This is a genomic window from Sinomonas sp. R1AF57, assembly GCF_002224485.1.
GTDB lineage: Bacteria > Actinomycetota > Actinomycetes > Actinomycetales > Micrococcaceae > Sinomonas > Sinomonas flava.
The window spans coordinates 2936667-2963188 of record NZ_CP022463.1 but is presented as its reverse complement, the minus strand read 5'-3'; the positions used below and the strand labels follow the sequence as shown (position 1 = coordinate 2963188).

The 26522-nt window shown below is 71.4% G+C and carries 25 protein-coding genes; 13 read left to right on the top strand and 12 right to left on the bottom strand.

Translation table 11 applies throughout. The annotated features are described in order from the left end of the window. Positions 1–217: 217 nt before the first annotated feature. The 4 genes from mmsB to CGQ25_RS13620 form a co-directional block, all read right to left on the bottom strand. Positions 218–1144, bottom strand: a complete 927-nt coding sequence (gene mmsB / locus CGQ25_RS13635) for a 3-hydroxyisobutyrate dehydrogenase (RefSeq protein ID WP_208710409.1) — start codon at positions 1142–1144, stop codon at positions 218–220. Continuing rightward, positions 1141–2250 (bottom strand): enoyl-CoA hydratase/isomerase family protein, encoded by a 1110-nt coding sequence (locus tag CGQ25_RS13630; RefSeq protein WP_208710408.1) that lies wholly within the window; start codon positions 2248–2250, stop codon positions 1141–1143. Before CGQ25_RS13630 ends, mmsB begins: the two co-directional genes overlap by 4 nt. Next, entirely contained in the window at positions 2251–3753 is a 1503-nt protein-coding gene (locus CGQ25_RS13625; RefSeq protein ID WP_208710407.1) for a CoA-acylating methylmalonate-semialdehyde dehydrogenase, read from the bottom strand. Between the two features lie 165 nt (positions 3754–3918). Beyond that, positions 3919–4833 carry an aminodeoxychorismate lyase gene (locus CGQ25_RS13620; protein ID WP_208710406.1) on the bottom strand — a complete coding sequence of 305 codons (915 nt, stop codon included), beginning with the start codon at positions 4831–4833 and terminating at the stop codon, positions 3919–3921. A 33-nt stretch (positions 4834–4866) separates the two neighbouring features. Between CGQ25_RS13620 and cls the strand changes: the two genes are divergently transcribed. Then, a complete protein-coding gene (cls, locus tag CGQ25_RS13615) occupies positions 4867–6336 on the top strand; it encodes a cardiolipin synthase (RefSeq protein ID WP_208710405.1) in 1470 nt (489 codons plus the stop codon). Between the two features lie 18 nt (positions 6337–6354). Here the strand turns inward: cls and CGQ25_RS13610 are convergent, their stop codons facing one another. From CGQ25_RS13610 to CGQ25_RS13595, 4 genes are read right to left on the bottom strand one after another with little or no spacing between them, the layout of a single operon-like run. Further along, positions 6355–8670, bottom strand: a complete 2316-nt coding sequence (locus tag CGQ25_RS13610; protein ID WP_208710404.1) for a chorismate-binding protein — start codon at positions 8668–8670, stop codon at positions 6355–6357. Further along, a complete protein-coding gene (locus tag CGQ25_RS13605) occupies positions 8621–9154 on the bottom strand; it encodes a low molecular weight protein-tyrosine-phosphatase (protein ID WP_208710403.1) in 534 nt (177 codons plus the stop codon). Before CGQ25_RS13605 ends, CGQ25_RS13610 begins: the two co-directional genes overlap by 50 nt. A gap of 58 nt (positions 9155–9212) precedes the next feature. Beyond that, positions 9213–9833: a LysE family transporter gene (locus CGQ25_RS13600; protein ID WP_208710402.1), complete on the bottom strand. Its 621-nt coding sequence runs from the start codon at positions 9831–9833 to the stop codon at positions 9213–9215. Between the two features lie 46 nt (positions 9834–9879). After that, the gene (locus tag CGQ25_RS13595) at positions 9880–10710 is read right to left on the bottom strand and encodes a methyltransferase domain-containing protein (RefSeq protein WP_208710401.1); all 831 of its coding nucleotides are present in this window, start codon (positions 10708–10710) and stop codon (positions 9880–9882) included. 143 nt (positions 10711–10853) lie between these two features. Between CGQ25_RS13595 and CGQ25_RS13590 the strand changes: the two genes are divergently transcribed. The 7 genes from CGQ25_RS13590 (at position 10854) to CGQ25_RS13560 (ending at position 18104) form a co-directional block, all read left to right on the top strand. Then, entirely contained in the window at positions 10854–11267 is a 414-nt protein-coding gene (locus CGQ25_RS13590) for a hypothetical protein (RefSeq protein ID WP_208710400.1), read from the top strand. 93 nt (positions 11268–11360) lie between these two features. Continuing rightward, positions 11361–12779 (top strand): MFS transporter, encoded by a 1419-nt coding sequence (locus tag CGQ25_RS13585; protein ID WP_255405321.1) that lies wholly within the window; start codon positions 11361–11363, stop codon positions 12777–12779. Positions 12780–12954: 175 nt separating this feature from the next. Then, the gene (gene dnaK, locus CGQ25_RS13580) at positions 12955–14823 is read left to right on the top strand and encodes a molecular chaperone DnaK (RefSeq protein WP_208710399.1); all 1869 of its coding nucleotides are present in this window, start codon (positions 12955–12957) and stop codon (positions 14821–14823) included. 2 nt (positions 14824–14825) lie between these two features. Then, entirely contained in the window at positions 14826–15512 is a 687-nt protein-coding gene (locus tag CGQ25_RS13575) for a nucleotide exchange factor GrpE (RefSeq protein ID WP_208710398.1), read from the top strand. 164 nt (positions 15513–15676) lie between these two features. Beyond that, positions 15677–16654: a DnaJ C-terminal domain-containing protein gene (locus CGQ25_RS13570; RefSeq protein ID WP_208710397.1), complete on the top strand. Its 978-nt coding sequence runs from the start codon at positions 15677–15679 to the stop codon at positions 16652–16654. A 3-nt stretch (positions 16655–16657) separates the two neighbouring features. Next, entirely contained in the window at positions 16658–17083 is a 426-nt protein-coding gene (locus CGQ25_RS13565) for a heat shock protein transcriptional repressor HspR (protein WP_208710396.1), read from the top strand. Between the two features lie 115 nt (positions 17084–17198). Continuing rightward, on the top strand, positions 17199–18104 hold the full coding sequence (locus CGQ25_RS13560) for a DMP19 family protein (protein WP_255405319.1): 906 nt from the start codon (positions 17199–17201) through the stop codon (positions 18102–18104). 93 nt (positions 18105–18197) lie between these two features. Here CGQ25_RS13560 and CGQ25_RS13555 read toward each other — a convergent pair whose 3' ends face one another. Then, entirely contained in the window at positions 18198–18365 is a 168-nt protein-coding gene (locus tag CGQ25_RS13555; protein ID WP_208710395.1) for a hypothetical protein, read from the bottom strand. A 101-nt stretch (positions 18366–18466) separates the two neighbouring features. Continuing rightward, positions 18467–19066: a hypothetical protein gene (locus CGQ25_RS13550; RefSeq protein WP_208710394.1), complete on the bottom strand. Its 600-nt coding sequence runs from the start codon at positions 19064–19066 to the stop codon at positions 18467–18469. Positions 19067–19219: 153 nt separating this feature from the next. Between CGQ25_RS13550 and CGQ25_RS13545 the strand changes: the two genes are divergently transcribed. From CGQ25_RS13545 to CGQ25_RS13525, 5 genes are all read left to right on the top strand, one after another. Beyond that, a complete protein-coding gene (locus CGQ25_RS13545) occupies positions 19220–19723 on the top strand; it encodes a sigma-70 family RNA polymerase sigma factor (protein ID WP_208710393.1) in 504 nt (167 codons plus the stop codon). After that, the gene (locus CGQ25_RS13540; RefSeq protein WP_208710392.1) at positions 19720–20427 is read left to right on the top strand and encodes an anti-sigma factor; all 708 of its coding nucleotides are present in this window, start codon (positions 19720–19722) and stop codon (positions 20425–20427) included. Before CGQ25_RS13545 ends, CGQ25_RS13540 begins: the two co-directional genes overlap by 4 nt. Positions 20428–20536: 109 nt before the next feature. Continuing rightward, on the top strand, positions 20537–21445 hold the full coding sequence (purU, locus tag CGQ25_RS13535) for a formyltetrahydrofolate deformylase (protein ID WP_208710391.1): 909 nt from the start codon (positions 20537–20539) through the stop codon (positions 21443–21445). Positions 21446–21480: 35 nt separating this feature from the next. After that, the gene (locus tag CGQ25_RS13530) at positions 21481–24012 is read left to right on the top strand and encodes an FAD-dependent oxidoreductase (RefSeq protein WP_208710390.1); all 2532 of its coding nucleotides are present in this window, start codon (positions 21481–21483) and stop codon (positions 24010–24012) included. A gap of 109 nt (positions 24013–24121) precedes the next feature. Then, positions 24122–24913 carry a hypothetical protein gene (locus CGQ25_RS13525; RefSeq protein ID WP_222703653.1) on the top strand — a complete coding sequence of 264 codons (792 nt, stop codon included), beginning with the start codon at positions 24122–24124 and terminating at the stop codon, positions 24911–24913. Positions 24914–24958: 45 nt separating this feature from the next. Here the strand turns inward: CGQ25_RS13525 and CGQ25_RS13520 are convergent, their stop codons facing one another. Together CGQ25_RS13520 and trmB are read right to left on the bottom strand one after the other, a co-directional pair. Next, positions 24959–25606 carry a GntR family transcriptional regulator gene (locus CGQ25_RS13520; RefSeq protein WP_255405318.1) on the bottom strand — a complete coding sequence of 216 codons (648 nt, stop codon included), beginning with the start codon at positions 25604–25606 and terminating at the stop codon, positions 24959–24961. Between the two features lie 24 nt (positions 25607–25630). Continuing rightward, complete coding sequence (gene trmB, locus CGQ25_RS13515; protein ID WP_208710388.1) at positions 25631–26497, bottom strand: tRNA (guanosine(46)-N7)-methyltransferase TrmB; 867 nt, start codon at positions 26495–26497, stop codon at positions 25631–25633. Between the last annotated feature and the right edge of the window lie 25 nt (positions 26498–26522).

Here is a 26522-nt window from a genome sequence, read left to right as displayed (position 1 = left end):
CTGGGGGTCGCCTCCTGTGGGTCTTCGTCCCCAGCTTTCGTCTTCACGTCACGGCGTGTCGGGCGGTTCTCCCGGAGTGTCGCGACCGGAGCTACCCGAAAGCTGGGGAATTCGGCACGCGACCCGCAGGACGCGACCCGCAGGACGCGACCCGCAGGACGCGACCCTCAGGAGGTGACCCCCAGACCCGGAGGAGGTGACCCCCGGGATCTGACTCCTAGACGGCGGGGGGCTCGGACTGGTCCCGGATCGTGTTGATGATGCCCGAGAAGTCCGTGCCGGCACCGCCGTGCTCGACGAAGGAGTCGTAGATCCTCGACGCGAGCTGGCCCATCTCGGCCGCGACGCCGGTGTGCTCGAGCGCGTTGACCGCCAGGCGCAGGTCCTTGGCCATGAGGGCGCCCGCGAACCCGGGCTGGTAGTCCCGGTTGGCGGGGCTCGTGGGCACCGGCCCCGGGACCGGGCAGTTCGTGGTCAGGGCCCAGCACTGGCCGGAGGCGTGGGCCGCAACGTCGAACAGGGCCTCGTGCGTGAGGCCGAGCTTCTCCCCGAGCACGAACGCCTCGCTCACCGCGATCATGGACACGCCGAGGATCATGTTGTTGCAGACCTTCGCGGCCTGGCCGAGGCCGTGGGCGCCGCAGTGGACCACGCGCTTGCCCATCGTCTCGAGGATCGGGCGGACCACGGCGACGTCGTCGTCCTCCCCGCCGACCATGAAGGTGAGCGTCCCGGCCTCCGCTCCGACCACGCCGCCGGAGACGGGAGCGTCCACGGAACGGTGTCCCGCGGCGATGGCCGCGGCGGCAGCCTCCTGGGCCTCCGTGACGTTGATGGTCGAGCAGTCGAGGAAGAGCGTGCCCGGCGCAGCGGCCTCGAGGAGCCCCGGCCCTCCGCCGGCGCCGCGGTAGGCGTCGAGGACGTGGCGCCCGCTCGGGAGCATCGTCAGCACCACGGACGCCCCTGCGACGGCCTCGGCGGCCGAGGCCGCCATGGGCACGCCGTGCGCCTTGGCGGCTTCGACCGCCGCGGGCACGGGGTCGTAGCCGATGACCGTGTAGCCCGCTCCGATCAGGTTCGCGGCCATCGGGCCGCCCATGTGGCCGAGGCCGAGGAAGGCGATCGTGCCGGTCTCCTGGGTCATACCCTCTCCTTCTCCAGACTCTGACGGACGGCGTCTGCAAGCCCCAGCTCGTGCTCCCCGAGCGGCGCGAAGAGGGCCTCCACGGCCTCGGGGCGCACCTCGTGCAGGGTGGCGGGCGCCCAGTGCGGGTCACGGTCCTTGTCGATGACCTGGGCGCGGATGCCCTCGCGGAAGTCGTGGCCGGCCAGCAGGCGCACCCCGACCCGGTACTCCTCGTCGAGGGTCTCCTCAAGGGCCGTGCTGCGGGGCCCGCGGGCACGCGCCCGGCGCAGCGCCTCGAGCGTGGCCTTGACGGACGTGGGGGACTTGGCCTCGATCGCGCGGGCGGCTTCGGCAGCAGGGCCTCCCAACGCCCGCAGGCGCCGCACGATCTGCTCGGCGTCGTCGCACGCGTACGCCTCGTCGATCCACCCCCGCTCCGCCTCGAGCTCGGAGAGGGGAGGCACGACGGCGAGGCGCGCCACGGCGTCGTCCGCCGGCTCGGCCTCGAGCGCCCGGGCGAGGGCCTCCAGACGGTCGGCGGGGACGAAGAAGTCCGCGAGGCCGAGGTGGATCGCGTCGGCGCCCTCGAGGTGCGCGCCGGTCAGGGCCGCGTGGGTTCCCCCCTCGCCGGGCGCGGTCCCGAGCAGAAGGGTCCCGCCGACATCGGGCACGAACCCGATCGTGGTCTCCGGCATGCCGGTGCGCGTTCGCTCGGTGACCACGCGATGCGAGCCGTGCGCGGAGATGCCCACGCCGCCGCCGAGCACGAGCCCGTCCATGAACGCCACGTACGGCTTCGGGTAGCGGCTGATGAGGGAGTTGAGCCGGTACTCCGTGCGCCAGAAGCGCGCGGTGGCATCGCCGCCGTCGAGCATGTCGCGGTAGATCGCCACGATGTCCCCGCCGGCGCACAGGCCGCGCCCGCCGGACCCGCGCACGAGGACAGTCTCCACGGCCTCGTCCTCGGCCCACTCGGTGAGCTGGTCGAGCATCGCCGCGGCCATGCCCGCCGTGAGCGCGTTGACCGCGCGCGGCCGGTTGAGGACGACGACGCCGAGGCGCCCCCGCCGCTCGAAGACGACCTCGGGCTGGGGTGCCTCGGGCGCTGCGCCTGCCGCCGCCATTCAGCTGCCCGCCGGCATCACGAAGCTCGCGCCCTGGCGCACGCCCGAGGGCCAGCGGGTCGTGACCGTCTTGGTCTTGGTGAAGAACCGGAACGCGTCGGGGCCGTGCTGGTTGAGGTCGCCGAAGCCCGAGGCCTTCCAGCCGCCGAACGTGTAGTACGCGATGGGCACGGGGATGGGGACGTTGACGCCGACCATGCCCACTTCGACCCGGCTCGCGAAGTCGCGGGCGGCGTCGCCGTCGCGGGTGAAGATCGCGACCCCGTTGCCGAACTCGTGCTCGCTGCACAGGCGCAGCGCCTCGTCGTAGTCCGCGGCGCGCACCACGCTCAGGACCGGGCCGAAGATCTCGTCCCGGTAGACCGACATGTCCTTCGTGACGCGGTCGAACAGCGTGGGGCCCACCCAGAAGCCGCCCTCGTAGCCCTCGACCGCGTGGCCGCGGCCGTCCACGACCAGCTCCGCGCCCTCCTCGGCGCCAGCGGCGATATAGCCCTCGATCCGCTCCTTGGCCGAGGCCGCGACGACCGGCCCGAAGTCGACATCCTTGTCCAGGCTCGCCCCGACCCGCAGCCCGGCGATGCGCTCGCGGAGCTTGCCCACGAGGGCGTCGGCCGTCTCCTCGCCCACGGGGACCGCCACCGAGATCGCCATGCAGCGCTCGCCCGCGGAGCCGTAGCCCGCACCGATGAGGGCGTCCGCGGCCATGTCGAGGTCCGCGTCGGGCAGGACGACCATGTGGTTCTTCGCGCCGCCGAAGCACTGGGCGCGCTTGCCGTTCTTGGCCGCCGTCTCGTAGATGTACTGCGCGATCGGGGTGGACCCGACGAAGCCGATGGCCTTGACGCGGGGGTCCTCGAGGAGGGTGTCGACGGCCTCCTTGTCGCCGTTGACCACGTTGAACACGCCGTCCGGAAGGCCCGCCTCGGTGAGCAGCTCGGCGAGGCGGAGCGGGACCGAGGGGTCCCGCTCGGACGGCTTGCAGACGAACGCGTTGCCCGCGGCCAGGGCCGGCCCCGCCTGCCAGAGCGGGATCATGGCGGGGAAGTTGAACGGGCTGATGCCGGCGACGACGCCGAGTGGCTTGCGGAGCGAGTGGACGTCTACGCCGGTCGCGACGCTGTCCGAGAACTCGCCCTTGAGCAGGTGCGGGGCCGCGCCGGCCGAGAACTCGACAACCTCGAGCCCGCGCTGGAGGTCGCCCTTCGCGTCCGCGAACGTCTTGCCGTGCTCCGAGGCGAGCAGACGTGCGAGCTCGTCCATGTTCTCGTTGACGAGGTCCACGAACTTGAGCAGGATCCGGCCCCGGCGCTGGGGGTTCATGGCGGCCCATTCGGGCTGGCCCTTCTCGGCACTGGCGATGGCCCCGCGGACCTCGTCGGCGCTCGCGAGCGGGACGCGCGCCTGCACTTCGCCGCGGCAGGGATCGTAGACGTCGCCGAACCGGCCCGACGTCCCGTCGACACGGGCGCCGCCGATGTAGTGGTGGAGGTCGCGGACCATGGAGAGCTCCTTTGCTCAGGGGTGGGCTTGCTCAGGGATGTGTGATCCAAGTCATCTCGAGACCGAAGATACTCGGACTTCCAACTAATTTCCAGAGCCAGCCCGCCGAGGTCACCCCGTGTGGCGCCGAGGTCACCCCCTGCCCACCCCCGAAGGAGCCCGGCGCTACGCGATCGCGTCGAAGAGCCCCGCGAGTTCGGCGGTCAGCGCCTTGGCGAGCTCGGGGTCCGATCCGATCGGCTTCCCGTCGACGTGGTTCACAGGTGTCAGGAGCCGAACCGAGGAGATGAGCCAGACGGCGTCGGCGTCGAACAGGTCGTCCGGCTCGAGCGGCCCGTAGCCGAGCTCCCACCCGGCCTCCTTGGCCGCCGCGAAGAGCGCCCCCTGCGACGTTCCCGGGAGGATCCCCGAATCGAGCTGTGGGGTGACCAGTCGGCGGAGGGTGGCGCGGCCGGCGTCGTCCTTCTCGGCGTGCGCGATGAGGACCGTGGACGTCGGACCCTCAAGCACCTTGCCGTCCTCGGAGGTGAAGATGACGTCGTCGGCACCGTGCGCGTGTGCGTAGCGCAGCGCCGCCATGTTCACCGCGTAGGAGAGCGTCTTCGCCCCGAGGAGGAGCCAGGGCGCGCGTTCGGCCACGTCGGAGTCGTAGCCGCGGTCCAGGAGCAGGACGTCGATGCCCTCCTCGCGCTGCCGCTTCGCCGCCGGCGCCGGGGCCGAGGCCGCGACCCAGCAGGTGGGCGCATGGGCGCCCTCGACGCCGCGCGTCGCCACGAGCTTCACGACCACCTCCTGCAGGGGGGCCACGGTCCGCTGGTACTCGTCCAGGGCCGTCATGATGGCCCGCTCCCAGGCCTCGTGGTCCGGCACGTCGAGCTCGAGCAGCCGGGCGCTGGACGCGAGCCGGCGCAGGTGCGCGGGGAGCTTGCGGACGTGGCCGTCCATCACGAGCAGCGTCTCGAACACGCCGTCGCCGCGGGTGGCCCCGAGGTCGGTCGCGAACAGCTGCGGCTTCGTGGCGTCCTCCACGCGCCCGTCGGGAAACGCTGGATCGAGGAACGTCAGCACGGTGGAGGTCATGGGGACAGCTTAGGCGCACCGTAGGCTGGGCCCATGCTCCTGCAGCTGCCTCTGATTGGGCTCCTGCCCGACTGGCTCACCTTCGCGCTCGGCGTCCTCGACCTGGTCATCCGGGTCGTGGTGCTCGGCATCATCCCCGGCAACCGCCGGCCCACGACCGCCATGGCGTGGCTCCTGGCGATCTTCTTCATCCCCACCCTGGGCCTCGTGCTGTTCCTGCTCTTCGGGAACTTCCGCCTCTCGCGGCGCCGCCGGGAGCAGCAGCAGGAGGTGAGCGCCCGGGTGCGGGCCGCGCTCGCGGCGTCGCACGACGTCGACACCACCTTCCCGGGCCCCGAATGGCTGCACTCGGCGGCCGCGCTCAACCGCCACCTCGGCTCGCTGCCCATGGTCAACGGCAACACCGTCCGGCTCATCCCCGGCTACGAGGACGCCCTCGCCGAGATGGCCGAGGCGGTGCGGAACGCCAAGCGCTTCGTCAACGCCGAGTTCTACATCATGAGCTGGGACGACGTCACCGACGAGCTCTTCACCGCCCTGAAGGAGGCCGCCGACCGCGGGGTCGAGGTCCGGGTCCTCTTCGACCACCTCGGCACGCTCCGCATCCACGGCTACCGGGACCTCAAGCGGCGGCTCAAGGCGTCCAGGATCCAGTGGCGGCGCATGCTCCCGCTCCTGCCGCTGCTGGGCCAGTGGCGCCGGATCGACCTCCGCAACCACCGCAAGATCCTGGTCGTGGACGGGGATGTCGCCTTCACCGGCTCGCTCAACGTCGTCGAGCGCTCGTACCGGAACCCGCGGCACAGGAGGGTGGGCCGCAAGTGGGTCGAGCTCATGTCCCGGTTGGAGGGCCCGGCGGTCACCACGCTGAACGTCGTCTTCGCCACGGACTGGCTCTCGGAGACCGACGACCTGCTCGAGGACCAGCTCGAGGCCGCCCACCCGCGCGGCGACTCACCGGCGCAGGTGGTCCCCAGCGGCCCCGCGTTCGCCAACGAGAACAACCTGCGCCTGTTCAACACGCTCATCTACTCCGCGCAGCACCGGCTCTCGATCTGCAGCCCGTACTTCGTCCCCGACGACTCGCTCCTGTACGCGGTGACGACGGCGGCGCAGCGCGGGGTCGACGTCGAGCTGTTCGTCTCCGAGCAGGGGGACCAGTTCCTCGTCCACCACGCCCAGCAGTCCTACTACGAGCAGCTCCTGACGGCGGGCGTGAAGATCTACCGGTACCCCAAGCCGTACGTGCTGCACGCGAAGCACTTCACGGTGGACAGCGCCGTGGCGGTCCTCGGGTCCTCCAACATGGACATGCGCTCGTTCTCGCTCAACCTCGAGGTCTCGCTCATGCTCCCCGGGGAGGAGATCGTGGCGCAGATGCGCGAGGTCGAGGACATGTACCGCGAGATCAGCAAGCCGCTGGACCTCGATGCATGGCGCAGCCGGCCGCTTCTGAGGCGCTACATCGACAACGTCGCCCGGCTCACCGCGACGCTGCAGTAGGCATCCGCGCCGCAGCGCTCAGGAGGCCGGGAACACCGAGCCGAGGGTGTCCAGGACCGCGAAGGCCTTTGTGCGGATCTCCTCGTACTCGTCGGCCGGGTCGGAGTCTGCCACGACGGCGCCGCCCACCCCGAGCGTGAGGCGCGTGGCGCCGTCGTGCGCGGCTCGCGCATCGGTGTGCTCCATGACGAGGGTGCGGATCACCACGGACAGGTCCGCGGCGCCCGTGCGGGAGAAGTAGCCGATCGCGCCCGAGTACACGCCGCGTGGCCCGGCTTCGAGGCGGTCGAGGATCTCCATCGTGCTGATCTTCGGCGCGCCCGTCATCGAACCGGGCGGGAAGGCGGCTGCGACCGCCTCCGCCCGCGAGGCGCCGGGCCGCAGGCGTGCGTCGATCGTGCTGACGAGCTGGTGCACCGTCGCGTACGACTCCACCGCGAACAGCCGCGACACCCCCACCGACCCCGGCACGGCGTGGTGGCTCAGGTCGTTGCGCAGCAGGTCGACGATCATGAGGTTCTCCGCGCGGTCCTTCGGGTTTGCGGCGAGCTCGCGCACGACGCCGGCGTCTTCCTCCGCGCTCGCACCCGGCCGGCGGCGTCGGGTGCCCTTGATCGGCTCGGCGCGGAGGGCGCCGTCGGCCGCGAGGGCCAGGAAGCGTTCCGGAGACGTGCTCGCGATGCTGAGGCCGCCGAACCGCGCGAAGGCCGCGAACGGGGCCGGGCTGCGGCGCCGGAGCGCGCGGTACGTGTCGAGGGGCACGACGGCGGTCTGGCCGCCGGGGGTGCCGCCGCCTCCTGGGAGCGTGGCTTCCAGAGTGGTGGTGAGGCAGACCTCGTAGGTGTTGCCCTCGGCGATCTCGGCCTGGGCGGCGCTGACCTTCGCCATGTAGGCCGCGGCGGAGTCCCGCGCCGCGAACACCGGCGCCGAGGTCACCTGGTGTGGTGTCGAGGTCACCCCGTGTGGCGCCGAGGTCACCCCGTGTGGTGCCGAGGTCACCCCGTCGGTGCCGGCGTCAATGGCGGCCGATGCTCTGTCGATCCACGAGCCCGCATCGGAGGACTCGAGGGCCAGGACCCAGACTTCCCCGTTCGCGTGGTCAAGGACTACGGCCCGCGCCGCGAAGAGGAGCTGGGCATCGGGGAGGCCTGCGTCGACGTCGGTGCCCCCGCACTCGCGTTTGAGTTCGTAGCCGAGGTAGCCGAGCCAGCCCAGCGCGAAGCCGCAATCGAGATCCGGCACGGCCGGCGCGGTCGCGTGGCCCCACGCGGTGTCGAGCCAGCGGAAGAACGGGCTGGGGAAGGTGGCCGTGACGGGCGTGGGCGTCGCGGGGCCGAACACCACTTCGTTGGTTCCACGCCGGTGGGCCATGCGGCGGCCGAGCTGACCGCCGTCGTCGGCCATGATGCTGAAGCGGCTGCGCGGGCGGGCGTGACGCCCGGACGGGGTGACTTCGGCGTCAGACGGGGTGACGTCGGCGTCAGACGGGGTGATCTCGGCGCCAGTGGGGGTGACTTCGGCGTCAGACGGGGTGACTTCGGCGTCAGAGGCGTCGAGCCAGACCGCGTGCTCCGAGTCCCCGAAGAGCTCCGCGAAGAGCCGCTCGGCATCGGGCCTGGCCGGCACCCGGCGCACGACGACGCCCGCGGACTCCCGCTCGGAGCGCTCCGGTGCCAGCAGGTCGCGGAGGGCCGGCAGCTCGGTCAGGGCGGCCAGGACCTGCTCGGTGGACCCTTCGGGCCGGTCGGGGGTGCCCCCAGCGCTCCCGACGACGACCGCGGCAGCCGCGCGCACGTCGTCGTCCGCGAGCCACACGTCCTCCTGCGCCGCCCAGCGGTCCCAGTGCGGGGCGTACGTCTCGCCGTCGCGCTCGAGCGCGCGGCGCTTGCGCTCCGCGGCCTCGGCCTCGACCCACACAACCGCGTCGCAGAACGCGCGGAGCCGTGCCGCGCCCGCGCCCACCCCCTCGAGCACGACGACGTCGGCCGGCTCGGTGACCCGCTCCTCGCCGTCGATGCCGGCAGCCCAGTCCCACGCGCGCCATCTGGCGGCCTCGCCGCGCCTCAGCGGCGCCAGGATCCCGGCTGCGCAGCGCTCGATCCCGGCCGCAAGGCCGTCCCAGCCGGGGTAGACGTCCTCGAGGTGCACGAGCGCCACCGTGCGGTGGGTGCGGAGCGCCGCGGCCAGTTCTACGGCGAGGGAGGTCTTCCCGGCGCCGGAGCGGCCGTCGACGGCGATGACGGCCGGGGTGCGCGCCGGGCCGTGGTGCGCGGAGGGCACGTGCTCAGGCGCCGGCGAGCTGCTGGTCCCGGAACGCGAGCTCGCCCCGCACATGGGCGACGATGCCCGGGACGGCCGCCGCAATGAGTTTCCAGGTGAGCTCGAAGTCGCTCTGGTCCCCGAACCAGGGGTCTTCGATGCCCTGGTCGAGGTGGTCGAGTTGGGCCACCTCGGGGTCGAACGCGCGGAGCATCCGGATCTTGTCCTCGGTGCCAGCCGGGGCGCTCTGGCGGAGGTGGCCGTAGTGGTCGACGTCGAGGGCGAGGATGAGCTCGCGCTCGATGAACCATGCGCGCTCGAACTGCCGGGCGACATGCACGGCGGCGCGGAGGCCGTGGCCGTCGAGGACGCGCGCCGCGCGGGGGTCGATGGGACGCCCCACCTCGTAGTTCGTGGTGCCCGCGGAGTCGACGACGGCGACCTCGCCGAGGCCTGCTGCGCGCAGGGCGTCGGTGAGCATGAACTCGGCCATGGGAGAACGGCAGATGTTCCCGGTGCAGACCGTGATGATCCGGTAGGGGCTCGCCGTCGGGTTCATGTCACCAAGCATAGGGTCGACGAGGGGGTCGGACGGAATCCTGCCGCAGCGCTGGGCATCACACGAGCGCGAGGAGCGCGCCGACGCCGACGAAGAGGACCCCGAACACGCGGTTGAGGACGGTCTGGCCGTGCTCGCTCCGCGTGAACCGCTGGAAGCTCTTGGCCGCGAGCGCGAAGAAGAACCACATGACCAGGATGTCCACGATCACGATCGTGATCCCGATGACGAGGTACTGGCTCCACATCGGGAGGTCGGGCCGCACGAACCCGGGGATGAACGCGAGGAAGAAGACGATCGCCTTCGGATTGAGCAGGTTGACCCAGAGCCCGCGCTGGAACATCGACCATGCCGGCTCGTTGGCGAGCGCGGCGGCCGCCTCCTGGGAGGTGTCGGGCCTGCTGAAGAACTGCCGCACGCCGAGGTACACGAGGTACGCGGCCCCGAGGTACCGGATCACGTTGAACGCCAGCGGCGAGCTGGCCACGATGACGCCGAGCCCGGCCGCCACGATCGCCAGGTGCACGATGAGGGCCGCCTGCTGCCCGAGGACGCCCCAGATGGAGCGGCGGAACCCGGAATTGAGCGAGTTGCTCATGGTGTTGATGGCACCCGCACCGGGCGTGAAGCTGATCAGCAGGCAGGCGCCTACGAGGGCGCCCCAGAGGGAAATCGGCACCCTACAAGCGTAGGGCCGCCGCGCGGTGGTCCGGACCGCGCGAGGGCTACGCTCGGGCGACGACCTCCCCATTGGGGATGAGGAACCAGCCGTCGGAGGACGAGCCCCAGCGGTGCCAGCCGGATGCGATGCGCTCGAGGTCTGCCTGGTCGGCGAACCCGTACTCGAGGGCCTGCTCCGCGAACGCCGAGTGGAGCACCCTCTCGCTCCACACGCGTGCCTGCCACGCCCGCTGCTGGGGCGTCGCGTAGAGCCAGTTGCTGCTCGACGGTGCCACGTCGGTGAACCCCGCCTCCTGCATCCAGCTCACGAGCCGCCGCCCGGCGTCGGGCTCGGCGCCGTTGCGCCGCGCGATCCGCTGGTACAGCTCCATCCACTCGTCGAGTTCTTCGATCTCCGGGTACCAGCTCATCCCGTGGAAGTCGGCGTCGCGCACCGCGACCATCCCGCCGGGCTTGGCCACGCGCCGCATCTCACGCAGCGCGGCGACGGGGTCCGTGAGGTGCTGGAGCACCTGGTGCGCGTGGACGACGTCGAACGACTCGTCCTCCAGGTCGAGGTCGTACACGTTCCCCGCGGTGAAGGAGGTGTTCCCAACGCCGCGCTCCTCGGCGAGCGCCCTCGCCTGGGCGACGATGTCCTCGGAGCGGTCCAGCCCGACCACCTCGCCGGGGGCGACGAGGAGCGCGAAGTCGCACGTGATGCTCCCGGGCCCGCACCCGACGTCGAGCACCCTGAGCCCAGGCGTGAGGTGCGGGATGAGGAACGCTGCCGAGTTCTCCGCGGTGCGGGAGGCATGCGCCTTCACGACGCTCTCATGGTGGCCGTGGGTGTAGACGTCGTCAGGGGTGCGCGAGGTGCTGTCCGGGCCGCTCATGGCACCACGTTACAAGAGGGTGTGAAGTTCGCTACGAAAGGCCGGTTTTCGCGGGGGATGGACTCGCCCTCCCGGTACCGTTGAAGGCGAATCATATACGACTGCTCGGGCAACGGTGCCCCCGCGTCTGAGAGGAGCGCCGAATGTCCCTGGTCGAGAGTTCGAACAACCACACCCGCCGCCTCCGCCGCCGGGGCGGACGCATGCACCTCGGCGAGGACATCCTCCTCGCCCGCCACGGCAGCAACATCTCGAGCCTGCGCCTGGACCGCCGCGCGAACCGCATGGTCGCCACCCTCCACGACGGCTCCATCGACTGCGCCTCGAACTCCCTCCTCCCGGTCCACCCGAGCCCGCTGGCCCGGATCGGGCAGCAGATCCAGGCGGTGCGCGAGGACAAGGCCTCCGTGAGCCGCGCCGAGATCCGCACCCTGGTCAAGTTCAGCGCCATCTGGCTCGCGATCAGCGTGCTCTTCACCGCCGGCGTGATCGCGCTCGCCCTCACCACCGGCAGCAGCGAAGCCCTCAACAGCGCCGCGTTCTACCCCGCCTACTGACCCGCGCGGAGCCCGTCGACCCGCGCCCCGGGCGGCCGGACCGAAACGTGGACGGCACCGGCCGGCGGTGAGGCGCCTCGCTAGGCTGTGACGGTGACCCCCGCCGCCCCGCCTGCGACCGCATGGAACCCCCGACTGGCCCTCCTCGTCGCGGCCACGTTCTTCATGGAGTTCCTCGACGGAACGGCGCTGGCGACCGCGATGCCCGCCATCGGCAACGAATTCGGGGTCGCGCCGGCGGACGTGAACGTCGCGATGACCTCCTACCTTGTCACCGTGGCGATGGGGATCCCATTCAGCGCCTGGCTCGCGGAGCGCTTCGGCCCCCGCCGCGTCTTCTCCGCGGCGATCGCGGTCTTCACGCTCGCCTCCCTCGCCTGCGCCCTGAGCCCCACGCTGGGGGCGCTCACGGCCTTCCGCGCGGTCCAGGGGTTCGGCGGGGCCATGATGGTCCCCGTCGGGACGCTCGTGGTGCTGCGCGGCACGCCCAAGGACGAGCTGCTCAAGGCCACCGCGTTCCTCGTGTGGCCTGGCCTCCTCGCACCGGTCCTCGCGCCGCTGGTCGGGGGCGCCCTGACGCAGTACCTCTCGTGGCACTGGATCTTCCTCGTCAACCTCCCCCTCGGCGCTGCCGCACTGGTGGCCGCCCTGCGCCTCGTCCCCCGGGGCGGCGGCGATCCCTCCCGCCGGCTCGACTGGCCCGGCCTCGCGTTCACGACGGCGGGCGTCGCGGCCGTCGTCGTCGGCCTCGAGCTGCTCGGGCACGCGGGGGAGCTTCTCTGGGGCGGCGCCGCGCTCGCGGCGGGCATCGCGGCGCTGGCCGCGGCCGTCGCGTGGATGCGGCGCGCCGACTCGCCCCTGTTCGACTTCTCGGTCCTCGGAGTGCGCACCTTCAGGGCCACGCAGACCGGCGGCTTCGCCTACCGGCTCACGATCTCCTCCGTCCCGTTCATGCTCCCGCTCATGCTGCAGGACGGGTTCGGATGGGACCCGGTCCGGGCCGGCTTCATGGTCGCGGCCGTGTTCGTGGGGAACATCGGGATCAAGCCGGCCACGACGCCGCTCATCCGCCGCCTAGGCTTCAAGCCCGTGCTGGTCGGGGCGGCCGCTGCGTCCGCAGTGACCTTCGCCCTGTGCGCCCTCGCGACCCCCGCATGGCCCGACGCCCTCCTGTTCGCGGTCCTCGTGGCCTCGGGCGTGTTCCGCTCCATCGGCTTCTCGGCCTACATGACGGTCCAGTACGCCGACGTGGCGCCGGACCGGATGCCCAGCGCCAACGCCATCTCGAACACCCTGGTCCAGCTCGCCCACGCGCTCGGGGTCGCGGTCGGCGCGCTGCTGATCCGCTTCGCCGCGCAGGCGATGGGCGACGTCGCGGGGGCGGCTGCCGCCGACCCCGCGGCACCGTACCGGGTCGCCTTCGCCGCCATCGCCGTGATCATGCTGCTCTCGGTGGCGGACAGCGCGTTCCTCCCGCGCCACGCCGGGACCGAGGTGAGCGGGCGGCGGTAGCCGCGCGGCGGCGTCGTGCGCGGGCGCCCCGCCCCGTACGCCTACCGCGGACTTGAGTCTGGTCGACTCAACTTCATTTGACACGTGAGGCTGCCCGCGTAGACTTGAGTGTAGATCGCTCAACTTGATCCAGGCTGGGCGAGTGCAGTCCGATCAGCATCAGCAGGAGGAACCTATGTCCCGTGCAGTAGGCATCGACCTCGGCACCACCAACTCCGTCGTGTCCGTCCTCGAGGGCGGTGAGCCGACGGTCATCGCCAACGCCGAGGGCGGCCGCACCACGCCGTCCGTCGTCGCGTTCTCCAAGACGGGCGAGGTCCTCGTCGGCGAGATCGCCAAGCGCCAGGCCGTCAACAACATCGACCGCACCATCGCCTCGGTCAAGCGCCATATGGGCACCGACTGGTCGATCAACATCGACGACAAGAAGTACACGCCGCAGGAGATCTCCGCGCGCATCCTCATGAAGCTCAAGAACGACGCCGAGTCGTACCTGGGCGAGAAGGTCACCGACGCGGTCATCACCGTCCCGGCCTACTTCAACGACGCCGAGCGCCAGGCCACCAAGGAGGCCGGCGAGATCGCGGGCATGAACGTCCTGCGCATCATCAACGAGCCCACCGCGGCCGCGCTCGCGTACGGCCTCGACAAGGGCAAGGAGGACGAGCTCATCCTCGTCTTCGACCTCGGCGGCGGCACGTTCGACGTCTCCCTCCTCGAGGTCGGCAAGGACGAGGACGGCTTCTCGACCATCCAGGTCCGCGCCACTGCCGGAGACAACCGCCTCGGCGGCGACGACTGGGACCAGCGGGTCGTCGAGTACCTCCTCGGCCAGCTCAAGGTCAAGGGCATCGACCTCTCCAAGGACAAGATCGCCCTCCAGCGCCTCCGCGAGGCCGCCGAGCAGGCCAAGAAGGAGCTCTCGTCCTCGACGAGCACCAACATCTCGCTCCAGTACCTCTCCGTCACCCCCGACGGCCCGGTCCACCTCGACGAGTCCCTCTCCCGCGCGAAGTTCCAGGACCTCACCAAGGACCTGCTCGAGCGCACCAAGAAGCCGTTCCACGACGTGATCTCCGAGGCCGGCATCAAGGTCTCCGACATCGACCACGTGGTCCTCGTCGGCGGCTCGACCCGCATGCCCGCCGTCTCCGATCTCGTCAAGGAGCTCACGGGCGGCAAGGAGCCGAACAAGGGCGTGAACCCGGACGAGGTCGTGGCCGTGGGTGCCGCCCTGCAGGCCGGTGTCCTCAAGGGCGAGCGCAAGGACGTCCTCCTCATCGACGTCACCCCGCTCTCCCTCGGCATCGAGACCAAGGGCGGCGTGATGACCAAGCTCATCGAGCGCAACACAGCCATCCCGACCAAGCGTTCCGAGACCTTCACGACCGCGGACGACAACCAGCCCTCCGTGTCCATCCAGGTCTTCCAGGGCGAGCGCGAGTTCACCCGCGACAACAAGCCGCTGGGCACCTTCGAGCTCACGGGCATCGCCCCCGCCCCCCGCGGCGTCCCCCAGATCGAGGTCACCTTCGACATCGACGCCAACGGCATCGTGCACGTGTCCGCCAAGGACAAGGGCACGGGCAAGGAGCAGTCGATGACCATCTCGGGCGGCACCGCGCTGTCCAAGGACGACATCGAGCGCATGGTCGCCGACGCCGAGGCCCACGCCGCCGAGGACAAGAAGCGCCGCGAGGCCGCCGACACGCGCAACTCCGCCGAGCAGCTCGCGTACTCCGTGGACAAGCTCATCGCGGACAACTCGGACAAGCTGCCCGAGGAGGTCAAGACGGAGGTCAAGGCCGACGTCGACTCCCTCAAGAAGGCGCTTGAGGGCACGGACGACGACGCTGTGAAGACCGCGTTCGAGAAGCTCCAGCAGTCCCAGACCAAGCTCGGCGAGGCCATCTACTCGCAGGCCCAGTCCGGCGCGGCGGCGGGCGACGGCGCGCAGGCCGGAACGCACGACGCCGGCAGCAAGGCGGGTGCCGACGAGGACATCGTCGACGCCGAGATCGTGGACGAGGACGAGAAGAAGTAGCCATGGCCCCCCACGGAAACCAGAACGAGCACGAGCACGCGCGCGACTCCGAGGGGACCGGCGAGCGTCCTGAGCCGGTCATCCGGGACAACCGGAAGGTGGACCCGGTGACCGGCCAGGCGCGGCACCCCGAGCAGGACGGCGCCGCGGAGCACCCCGACCACGAGGACCTCCGTCCGGTGGACGAGGCCCACGACTCCGGCGACGCGCTGGCCCAGGCGGAGCAGATCCTCAGCGAGGCAGCGGCCGGCGAGGAGGTCGCCGCGCACGACGCCGTCATCGCCGAGCTGCGCAACGACCTGCTCCGGCTCCAGGCGGAGTACGTCAACTACCGGCGCCGCGTGGACCGCGACCGGGCAGTGGCGGGCGAGGTCGCCGTCATGGGCGTCCTCAACTCCCTCCTGCCGGTCCTGGACGACATCGACGCCGCACGCGCCCACGGCGACCTGACCGACGGGCCGTTCGCCTCCATCGCGGCGAAGCTCGAGTCGGTGCTCGCAAGCCAGGGCCTCGAGCGCATCGACGCCGCCGGCGTGGAGTTCGACCCGAACGTCCACGAGGCGCTCATCCAGCAGCCGGGCGAGGGCATCGACGTCGACACGGTCCAGCAGGTGCTCCGCACCGGCTACCGCACCAAGGCGCGGGTCCTCCGGGCGGCCCAGGTGATCGTGGCGACGCCGCAGGGCTGAGCCGCGGGTCTGACCCGCCCCCGTTTCGGGTACAGATGATGCGCGTCCACGCCCTTTCGGGTACGCGGGCCATCCGGTCCGCGTACCCGAAAGGGCGGTTCGCGGAGTCATCTGTACCCGAAACCGTAGGAAACTTGAAGCACTACTCGAACTAAGGAGCGAACTTGGCCAGTCAGGACTGGGTGGACAAGGACTTCTACGCCATTCTGGGCGTGCCCAAGGACGCCTCCGCGGCGGACATCAAGAAGGCCTACCGCAAGCTCGCTCGGAAGTACCACCCGGACACCAACGCCGGGGACCTCGAGGCCGAGAAGAAGTTCAAGGACATCACCGAGGCGCATCACGTCCTCTCCGATCCGGAAGAACGCCAGCAGTACGACGCCATCCGGGCGATGGGCGGTGCGCGCTTCGCGCCAGGCGGTGCCGGCGGCGCCGGGTCGGCCGGGTTCGAGGACCTCTTCGGCGGCCTCTTCGGCGGCGGCACCGGACGGCACTCGCGCGGCTTCTCGACCGGCAACATCCCGCCCGAGTTCGCAGACCTGTTCGGCGGCGGCTTCGGCGGGGGAGGGGGCTTCCAGGCCCCGCCCCAGCGCGGCGCGGACCGTGAGGCGACGACGACGATCTCCTTCGCCGGATCCATCCGCGGCACCACCATCGGCCTGCGCGAGCCCAGCGGCGAGGTCATCGACGTCCGGATCCCCGCGGGCATCCGAGACGGGCAGAAGGTCCGCGTCCGCGGCAAGGGCGCCCCGGGTTCCGGCGGCGCCGGGGACCTCATGGTGACCGTCCACGTCACGCCTCACCCCTTCTTCGCCCGCGAGGGCGACAACCTGCGCATCCACGTCCCCGTCACGTTCGACGAGGCCGTCCTGGGTGCCCAGATCGACGTGCCCACCGTCGACGGCCCGACCGTGAAGATGAAGGTCCCCGCCGGGACCAGCTCCGGGCGCACGCTGCGCCTCAAGGGCAAGGGCGTCAAGACCTCCAAGGGCGCAGGCGACCTGCTGGTGACCATCGACGTCGTCGTGCCCCAGAACCTCTCGAAGGAAGCCGAGGAGGCCGTGCGGGCCTTCGCTGAGGCGACCGCCAAGAACGGCCAGTCCGACCCGCGCGCCCACCTTGCGGAGAAAGCGAGGCTCTAGGCCATGGCCATCGACCCGTACGCGCCGATCTTCGTGATCTCCGTGGCGGCGGAGCTGGCCGAGATGCACCCCCAGACCCTCCGGCAGTACGACCGTCTGGGGCTCGTCTCGCCGTCGCGGCAGCCGGGCCGCCAGCGCCGGTACTCCCAGCGCGACGTCGAGATGCTCCGCGAGGTGCAGCGCCTGTCCAAGGACGGCGTGTCCCTCGAGGGGATCAAGCGCATCCTCGAGCTCGAGAACCAGGTCGCCGCGCTCCAGTCGCGCGTCGCCGAACTCCAGGCCGATCTCGCAGACGCCCAGCGCCGCGGCCCCGACCCGCGGCGGGTCTTCGCCGCGGGCATCGCGGGCGACGTGGTCACCCTGGCCCGCGGGCAGCGCCCGCAGCCGCCGTCCCAGGCGATCGTCCTGTGGCGGCCCCACCACAAGTAGTCCTCGCCCAAGGTTCGCCCAACGTTCACCCGCAGATCCCGCTCCAGTGCGGTCCCTGCGCCGCGCGCCGTCGTACGTTCGAGGCGTGAGTGACCGTCAGAGCGAGGAGCCCCGCATGAGCGCCAGCCAGCACCCCGTCGTCCTCCCGGCCGAGGCCATCCAGGCCGGAGACGAAGCCGTCGTGGACGCCAACGTCGACGTCGTCAATGCCATGTACGAGGAGCTGCTCGACGAGCGGGAGATCGCCACCACCGCTCTGCGCAGCTACTATGTCGACTTCTACCTGACCCAGCTGCTCGACGGTGGCTTCGCCCAGTACATCTTCAGCTCGGGCGACCGCCGCGGAGTCGACGGCCTGGTCCGCGACGGCCTGCGCGAGATGGGCGCCGCCCGGCACGCCGAGCTCTTCGAGGCGTTCACGGCCGCCTTCGAGGCCCTCTCGGAGGAGGACGCCGAGGCGTACCTGGACGGCGACGACGACGCCTCCGACGCCGTGCGGTCCCTTGAGGAGCTCGACGACCGGTTCGAGAAGGTCCTCGAGGATGAGGACATCGTGGCGCTCAATGCCGCGTGGCTGCGGGGCCAGGAGGGCCTCCTCGTCCTGGACGACGACGCGATCGAGGACGAGATCGCGCGCCGGGTGGGCCTCATCGAGGACCTCGAGGAGCGCCGCGCGGCGGCCCAGGACGACCTGGAGGACCTTCCCGACTTCGAGATCGTGATCCGCGAGCTGTGCGACGTGGCGGGCCACGAGCTGGTGGCCATCACGATGGGCGACCCGAACTACCTCCACCACGGCATCAAGACCCTCGCCTGGCGCTTCACCACCGACCATGGCGAGTACGCGATGGTCGAGGAAGGCGACGAGGCGTTCATGATCGACGTGGCCGACGGGAAGATCCTCGCCGCGGTCGAGTTCGAGGAGCTCGACGACGGTGACGACTGGGACCTCGGCGAGGACAGCGGCCAGCCCCTCGACGGGGGTGCTGGCGCAGGCCGCGAGGAGCAGCCGACGCGCTGAGGCTGGACAGCGTGCACCCGCACGATCAGGACCTGTGAGGCCCTGGCGTGCGGGTGCGTGGTTCCGGCGTGTGGCTGCGTCCTTCCGCTGCGGCTAACCCGCGTACTGCGGGCAGGCCTCGTTCGAGCAGCCCTTGTCGCGGGGAACCCAGTTGTCGCCGTCCTGCTGCCACACGATATGGCGGTGCTGCCCGCACAGCTCGCAGGCTGGTGCAACGAAGCTGTGCTTCTCTTCTTCCGTGTACGTGCGGAAGCCACTCATGGTTGGTTCCTCCTAGTACCGTCCGGGGGACCCCAGCCTACTCCCGGGCCCGGCACGCGGCCAGCACCCACGGCCCTGCTGCCATCGGTCTTCCCGCTGCGCTACTTCAGCGCCGAGGTGATCATCGTCCCGTCGGCCCCGACCACGTACCAGACGCCTGCCACGGCCTGGCCGTTGACCTGCCCGGGCCCGGTGTCCTTCTGGTAGTAGTAGATGGGCATGCCGTTCAGGGTCACCTGGTTCTTGCCGTCAGGCGTCTTGATGCTGCCGACTGTAGCCGTGACGCCGTCAAGCTTCGGCGACTCGGACGAGATGACCGGCGGCCAGAGCGTGATGCAGCCGCCCGTGCACGCGCTCACCGTCGCGCCCTTATTGTCCCGCGTGTAGTAGTAGACCGTCATCCCCTTCTCGTCGACGATGATCTTCTGCCCGCCCACGGTGGCGGTCTTGAGCTCGACCTCGCCGCCGGCCTGGGCCGACGATGACCCCGACGATGACCCGGACGACGACGACCCGCCCGAACCGTAGGCGTCGCCTCCGCCCGCCGCCGAGCTCGAGGCCGCCGAGCTCGACGCGCCCGAGGAGGACGCCGGGGACGACGAGCCGGAGGTGCCTCCGCCGCTTCCGCCGCCGCAGCCGGCAAGGGCCAGCGAGGACGCCGCGGTGAACGCTGCCAGGACCAGTGCTGCTCGCTTGTTCATGGTTCCGCCTCTCCTTCGACGCGGCGCTCCGCCGCTGCCAGTCATACGTCGCCGGGCGGACAATGGTTCACATCCCGGAGGATTTCCGTCCTTTCCCAGGAGCGGTTGAACCGATCCGGGTCCTGCGTCGTGTGAACCGGCGAGGAGGTCGCGATGCCCATGGACGAGGACGCCGTCGCGGCGCTGTACCGCGACCACGCGGCGGCGCTGCGCCGGTTCGCTCGCGGCGCCGTGGGCAGCGAGGAGGCGGAGGAGATCGTCCAGGAGGCCATCATCCGAGTGTGGCGGCACGCCCCGGACGGGACCCAGGGGCTGCGGCCGTACCTGTACAGGACGGTCCGCAACCTCATCGTCGACCAGCATCGGCTCGCCGGCCGCCGACCCCGCACGGTGGCGCCGCTCGACGACGAGGGAGGCTTCGCCGCGGCCGGCGGGGAGCGCTTCGACGAGCTCCTCGACCGGGTGGTGATGGAGGAGGCGCTCGCGCGGCTCACCCCGGACCACCGGCAGGCCCTCGTCGCCGTGCACTACCGCCGCCTGAGCGTCGCGGAGGCGGCCCGCGAGCTCGGTGTCCCCACCGGGACGGTCAAGTCCCGGTGCTTCTACGCGCTCAAGGCGCTCCGCGCCGCGCTCGACGAGATGGGGGTGGAGAGGTGAACCCCAGCCACGACGACCTGCGCATGTCCCTCGGGGCCTACGTCCTGGGCGCCCTCGAAGCCGGCGAGGCCCGGGACGTTGAGGCGCACCTCGCCGGGTGCCCGGCCTGCCGCGCCGAGCTCGCCTCCCTCGAGACCCTCCCCGCACTGCTCGATGCGGTCCCCGTGGAGCGCGCCGAGGCGCTAGCGCACGACGGCGGCCGCGCGCCCGAGCCGGCCGCCGCGCCGGGTGCGCTGCTCGCCCGAGTGGCCCGGCGGCGTCGTGCGCGGACCCTTGCGTGGGGCGGTGCCCTCGCGGCCGCCGCGGCAGGCTTCTTCGCGGCGGGGGTCGCCCTCGGGCCCGCGGTCGGCAACGGGCCTGGGCCTGCGGCGCAGCCCGTGCCGAGCCCGTCCGCGACCACGGCGCCGGCGGCGACCCTCACCCTCACGAGTGACGACGGCGCTCGTGTGGACCTCGCGCTGGTGCGGAAGGCCTGGGGTACGCAGCTGGACCTGACGTGCCGGGGCATGCCCGAGGCCGGTGCGTTCAGCGTGTGGGTCGTGGCGGCGGACGGCGCGTCCCAGCAGGCGGGCAGCTGGAGTTCCGCCGGATACCAGGGCCGAGCCGTGCTCACCGGCGCCACGTCGTTCCAGCTCGCGTCCATCCGCACCATCGAGATCCGCGACGAGACGCAGCGCACGGTAGCCAGCGCTGCCGTCAGCTGAGGCTCGCCGAAGTCCTTCCCGACACCCCCTTGACCGGCTGTGATCCCTCCCACTACCGTCTGTTATATATCAGTTGTATGAACAGTTCGGATGACCCGAAGGATCGACCATGACTGCAACGCCGACCCTCACCCGCCCGGTCCCCGCCGCGGCCGCGCCCTCACCCGTCTCCGCCCATTCCGCGGTGCTCACGCTCGCCTGCCCGCAGCGCACCGGGATCGTCCACGCCGTGTCCCGCTTCCTCGTCGAGCGGGGCTTCGACATCACCGAGCACCAGCAGTTCGACGACCGCGTGGAGGGCACGCTCTACCTGCGCACCGCCTTCGGGTCGGAGGGGACGGTCGACGCCGAGGCCCTCGCCGCCGAGTTCGCGGAGACGGCCGCGCACTTCGGCATGGACTACACGTTCCACCCGGCAGCGCCGCCGCGTGTCCTCGTGATGGTGTCCAAGCTCGACCACTGCCTCCACGACCTCATCTACCGGTGGAAGGCGGGGAACCTCGCGGCGGAGCTCGTCGCCGTCGTCTCCAACCACCCCGACCTCCGCCCCATGGCCGAGGCGGCGGGCCTGCCGTTCGTCCACATTCCCGTCACGGCCGGGACCAAGCCGCAGGCAGAGGCCGAACTGCTGGAGGTCGTTGACGCCTACCGCGCGGACCTGGTGGTCCTGGCCCGCTACATGCAGGTCCTCTCCGACGGCCTCTGCCGGAAGCTCGCCGGACGGGCCATCAACATCCACCACTCGTTCCTGCCCGGCTTCAAGGGCGCCAAGCCCTACCACCAGGCGCACGCCCGCGGCGTCAAGCACATCGGCGCCACCGCCCACTACGTGACCGCAGACCTCGACGAGGGGCCGATTATCGAGCAGGAGGTCATCCGGGTGGACCACCGGCTCGCCCCGCAGGACCTCGCCACCGTGGGCCGCGACGCCGAGACGCTCGCCCTCGCCCGCGCCGTGCGCTGGCACGCCGAGAAGCGGGTGCTCCTCAGCGGCCACCGCACCATCGTCTTCCCCTGACCCCCTGATCTTCCACGAACTCCAAGGAGCCCACTATGCCTTCACCACGCGTTGTCATCATCGGAGCCGGCATCGTCGGCGCCAACCTCGCCGACGAGCTCACGTCGCGGGGCTGGACGGACATCACGGTCCTCGACAAGGGGCCGATCCCGATGACCGGCGGCTCGACCTCCCACGCCCCGGGCCTGGTCTTCCAGACCAACTCGTCCAAGACCATGACCGAGTTCGCCGCCTACACCGGGCGCAAGCTCGCGTCCCTCACGCGGCCGGGCTTCTCGGCCTTCAACCGGGTCGGCGGCCTCGAGATCGCCACGAGCGAGCGCCGACTCGCCGAGCTCAAGCGGCGCCACGGCTGGGCGACCGCGTGGGGCGTCGAGGCCCGGCTCGTGGACCCGGCCGAGGCCAAGGCCCTCCACCCGCTCATCGACGAGAGCATCGTCCTGGGCGGCCTGCACCTGCCCGGCGACGGGCTCGCCTCGTCGCTGCTCGCCGTCGAACTCCTGCGCGAACGGGCCCAGGAGCGCGGCGCGAAGTTCGTCGGCGGCGTGGAGGTCACCGGCGTCGAGCGGTCGGGTGGCCGAGTCACCGGCGTGCGGACGGGCGACGACGTGGTCCCCGCCGACATCGTGATCTCCGCCGCGGGGTTCTGGGGACCCGCACTCGGGGAGCTCGTCGGCATGCGCGTCCCGCTCGTGCCCATGGCGCACCAGTACATCAGGACGACCCCGGTGCGCGAGCTCGCCGAGCAGGCCGACGGCGTTGCGCTCGGCGGCAGCCACGTCCTCGGCACCGGCAACAGCGCGATGCTGCCGATCCTGCGCCACCAGGACGCCGGCCTGTACTTCCGCCAGCACGGCGAGTCCGTCGGCATCGGCTCCTACGACCACCGCCCGATCGCCGTCGGCTACGACGAGCTCCCGGCCGTGGACGGGAAGGAGATGGGCGAGCACTCGATGCCGTCCCGGCTCGAGTTCACCCCCGAGGACTTCGAGCGGGCGTTCAAGGCCACCAAGCAGCTCCTGCCCGGCGTCGAGGGCACTGGGATCGCGGATGCCTTCAACGGGATCTTCTCCTTCACCCCGGACGGCGGCTCGCTCGTGGGCGAGTCCCCCGAGGTGCGCGGCTTCTTCATCGCCGAGGCCGTGTGGGTGACCCATTCGGCCGGCGTCGCGAAGGCCGTGGCCGAGCTCCTCGTCGACGGCCAGTCCAGCACCGACATCCATGAGCTCGACGTCGCGCGGTTCGAGGAGATCCAGCTGACGGACGAGTACGTCCTGGAGACCTCCAAGCAGAGCTTCGTCGAGGTCTACGACATCAAGCACCCGCTCGAGCCGCGCCAGTCGCCCCGGGGGCTGCGCGTCTCGCCGTTCCATGCGCGCCAGCGCGAGCTCGGCGGGTTCTTCCTCGAGGCCGCCGGGTGGGAGCGCCCGCAGTGGTACGAGGCAAACCGCGCGCTGCTCGACACCCTCCCGGCCGAGTGGCAGGCCCCGGCACGCGACGAGTGGTCCGCCCAGTTCGACTCGCCCATCGCCGCCGCCGAGGCCCACGCGACGCGCACGAACGTGGCCATGTACGACATGACGGCGCTCAAGCGGCTCGAGGTCTTCGGCCCTGGCGCCCTCCGGCTCCTCCAGCGGCTCACCACCGGCCAGATCGACAAGAGCATCGGGTCGGTGACCTACACGCTCATGCTCACCGAAGCCGGCGGGATCCGCTCCGACCTGACCGTGGCCCGCATCTCCGAGGACCTGTTCCAGGTCGGCGCCAACGGCGGCCAGGACCTCGACTACCTCACCCGCGAGGCCGCGGACCAGACGGCCGCGTCCCCGGCCGAGTGGGTCCAGGTCCGCGACACGACCGGCGGAACGTGCTGCGTCGGCGTGTGGGGCCCGCGGGCCCGCGACCTCGTCCAGCCGCTCACCCCGGCGGACCTGACCAACAACGGCCTCAAGTACTTCCGCGCGGTCTCGACGACGATCGCGGGCATCCCCGTCCGCGTCATGCGCCTCTCCTACGTGGGCGAGCTCGGCTGGGAGATCTACACCTCTGCCGAGTACGGCCAGAAGCTCTGGGACGCCCTGTGGGGCGCCGGCGAGAAGCTCGGGGTCATCGCCGCAGGCCGCAGCGCCTTCAACAGCCTGCGCCTCGAGAAGGGGTACCGCTCGTGGGGCGGGGACATGACCACCGAGCACAGCCCGATCGAGGCAGGCCTCGAGTTCGCCGTCCGCCCTGCCAAGGGCGACTTCGTCGGCAAGGCGGCCTTCGAGGCCGCCGCGTCCGCCGCCGCTGACGCGGCGCCGGCGCGTCGCCTCCGCTGCCTCACGGTCGACGACGGCGCGTCCATGGTCCTCGGCAAGGAGCCCGTCTACGTCGACGGGGCCCTCGCCGGCTACGTGACGAGCGCGGCGTTCGGCCACACGGTCCGCAAGCCGGTGGCCTACGCCTGGCTGCCCGGTGGGGTCGAGGTCGGGGACGCGGTGGAGATCGAGTACTTCGGCACGCGGATCGCCGCGACGGTCCAGGCCGAACCGCTCGTGGACCCGGAGATGGCGAAGATCCGCGCCTGACCTCCACAGCGGCCACACGCCCCGTCGGATGCTTGTCCGGCGGGGCGCGTGCCATGCGGGGGCCAAAAGCCTCTGGGAAACCAGCAGGGACGCGCCCACCGTGGGGACTATGGGCACGAGGATGGCGAAGCCCGTCGCAGCAGCCGCGGCGGTGGCCTGCGTCCTGCTGGCAGGCTGCGTTGGCCAGCCCTCGGGCGGACAGTCCGGGACTGCCTCGACCAGCGGGGCGGCGACCCAGACGGCGACGGCGAGCCAGAGCGCGACGGCGACCAGTTCGCCGTCGTCCGCAACACCCTCCCCAGACACCGACGAGACGGCGCCGCCGCAGAACGGCGACCGCGTGATCTCCTCCGTCGTGCGGCAGGACTGGGGCGTCCCCGAGACGGGGTCGCCGTGGAGCATCGCGCACGAGGTGCACCCGCCGATCGCCCAGCCGCCCGAGCCCGGCCTGCCGTACCTCTACAGCATCGGCGTCGGGGCCCATCCGACCGGGGAGAGCCGGCCCTACGACCAGATCAGCTTCCGCTTCAAGGGCGCGTTCCCCGGCTACACCGTCGAGTACGTGCCCGCACTCGTGCAGGACGGCAGCGGCGCCACCATCCCGATGCCCGGGACGGCCGCAGTCCTGCGCGTCCGCTTCAACCCCGCACAGGCGCACACCGAGGACGGCACGGCGAGCACGATCGTCTCCGCCCCGCCCGGCGCCGTCGGCTACCCGGCCATCGCCAGCTACGCCGGTGCCGGCGACTTCGAGGGCTACGTGACCTACGGCGTGGGCGTGGGCCGTGCCGGGGCGGCCGGACAGAGCCAGGTGCGTGTCATCGAGGTGGAGAAGATCGAGCAGGGCCAGCACCTCTACGTCGTCGCGGTGCAGGTGGACCGCACGCCGTGGACGGGCTAGCAGCCCCGGGCGCGGCGGCCTGAAACCGGCCTGACGCCGGCCGGTCTACAGGGCCGCGCGGACGAGGTCCTCGAAGTGCGTCACGTGCTCCTCCGCGAGTGCGGCTGCGCGGGCGGGGTCGCCGTCGATGATCGCCTTGAGCAGCCCGGCGTGCTCGTGCACGTTGCCCGTGATGGGGGCGAGGCCCGCCAGGACGAAGTTCCACATGCGCTGCGAGAGGCTGAAGTACTGGATGAGCGTGGCCTCGACGTACGAGTTGCGCATCGTGGCGTAGATGGCGTGATGGATCCGCTCGTCGAGGTCCATCGAGTCCTGGTTGGATGCGGCGCCGTCGCGGGAGAGCTCGTCGAGGCACGCACGCAGGACTGCGCGGTCGTCGTCGGTCACGTGCTCGGCCGCCTTGCGCGCGGCGAAGGCCTCGAGCACCCGGCGCGCATCGGAGATGGCCCGCAGGTCCTTGATGTTCACCTCGGAGATGATGGTCCCGCGGCGCGGGTAGACCGTGAGCATGCGGTCCGACTCCAGCCGCTTGACCGCCTCGCGCATGGGGGTGCGGCCCACGCCGAGCTCGCGCATGAGCGCGTCCTCGTCGAGAGCGGATCCGGGGGGAAGGCGCATGTCGATGATGCGTTCGCGCAGCTCCACGTACGCATGCTCGGCCAGCGTGCGGCCTGCTGTATTGGCAGTTCCCACACCCTAGATATATCAGATGTATGGCTAAATGCGCTCGGCCGTGAGGTCGAAGATCACGCGCCCCGCGGTCAGGGCCTTGTTCTCGAAGCTCGTCAGCACCCGGCCCTCGAAGCGCGGCGCCCAGCCACCCACCTCGTCGGACTCGCCCGTGGCCTCGCAGTCGACCCCGGAGGCCCACGCGGCGGTGAGCGGGCTCGCGGGACCCGAGCGCTCGCCGTCGTGCGCGTTGCGGAAGTCCGGCGAGGCGGCGACGACGTCGCGCATCTGCTGCGCATAGGAGGACCAGTCGGTCGCGAGCCGCCACAGGCCGCCCGGAGCGAGGGCCCTCGCGGCGAGCTCGGCGAAGGAGTCCTTCACCATGCGCCGCTTGTGGTGCTTGGCCTTGTGCCACGGGTCGGGGAAGAAGACCCAGAGCTCGGCAACGGAGCCCGCGGGGAGCATCGAGCCGAGGACCTCGGGAGCGTTCGCCTGGGCCACGCGCACGTTCGTGAGTCCGCGCTGGGCGATGCGCAGGAGGGTGTTCGCGAGGCCGGGCCGGTAGACCTCGACGGCGAGGAAGTCCCTCTCCGGGTTGGCCTCGGCGGCGGCGACCACAGCCTCGCCCAGCCCCGAGCCGATCTCGACGACGAGCGGCGCCTCACGCCCGAACTCCGCCGCCGCGTCGAACACGTAGTCCGGGTGCACCGAGGTGTCCGCGACGTGCCGGGGGACGTCGACGACGAAGGCGTCGGCATGCTGGTCCCATGCCGCCTGCCGCCGGCCCTGCAGCCTGGTGCCGCGGCGCACGAAGCTCACGGGCTGCCGCCGGTAGGTGCCGAAGGAGGCCTGGCTGCCGGGCGTGACGGGGTTGCCGGCGGTCGGCGCGGCGGGGGAGTCGGGGTTCTCGCTCATGGTCGTTAAAGGCTACCGGCAGGCG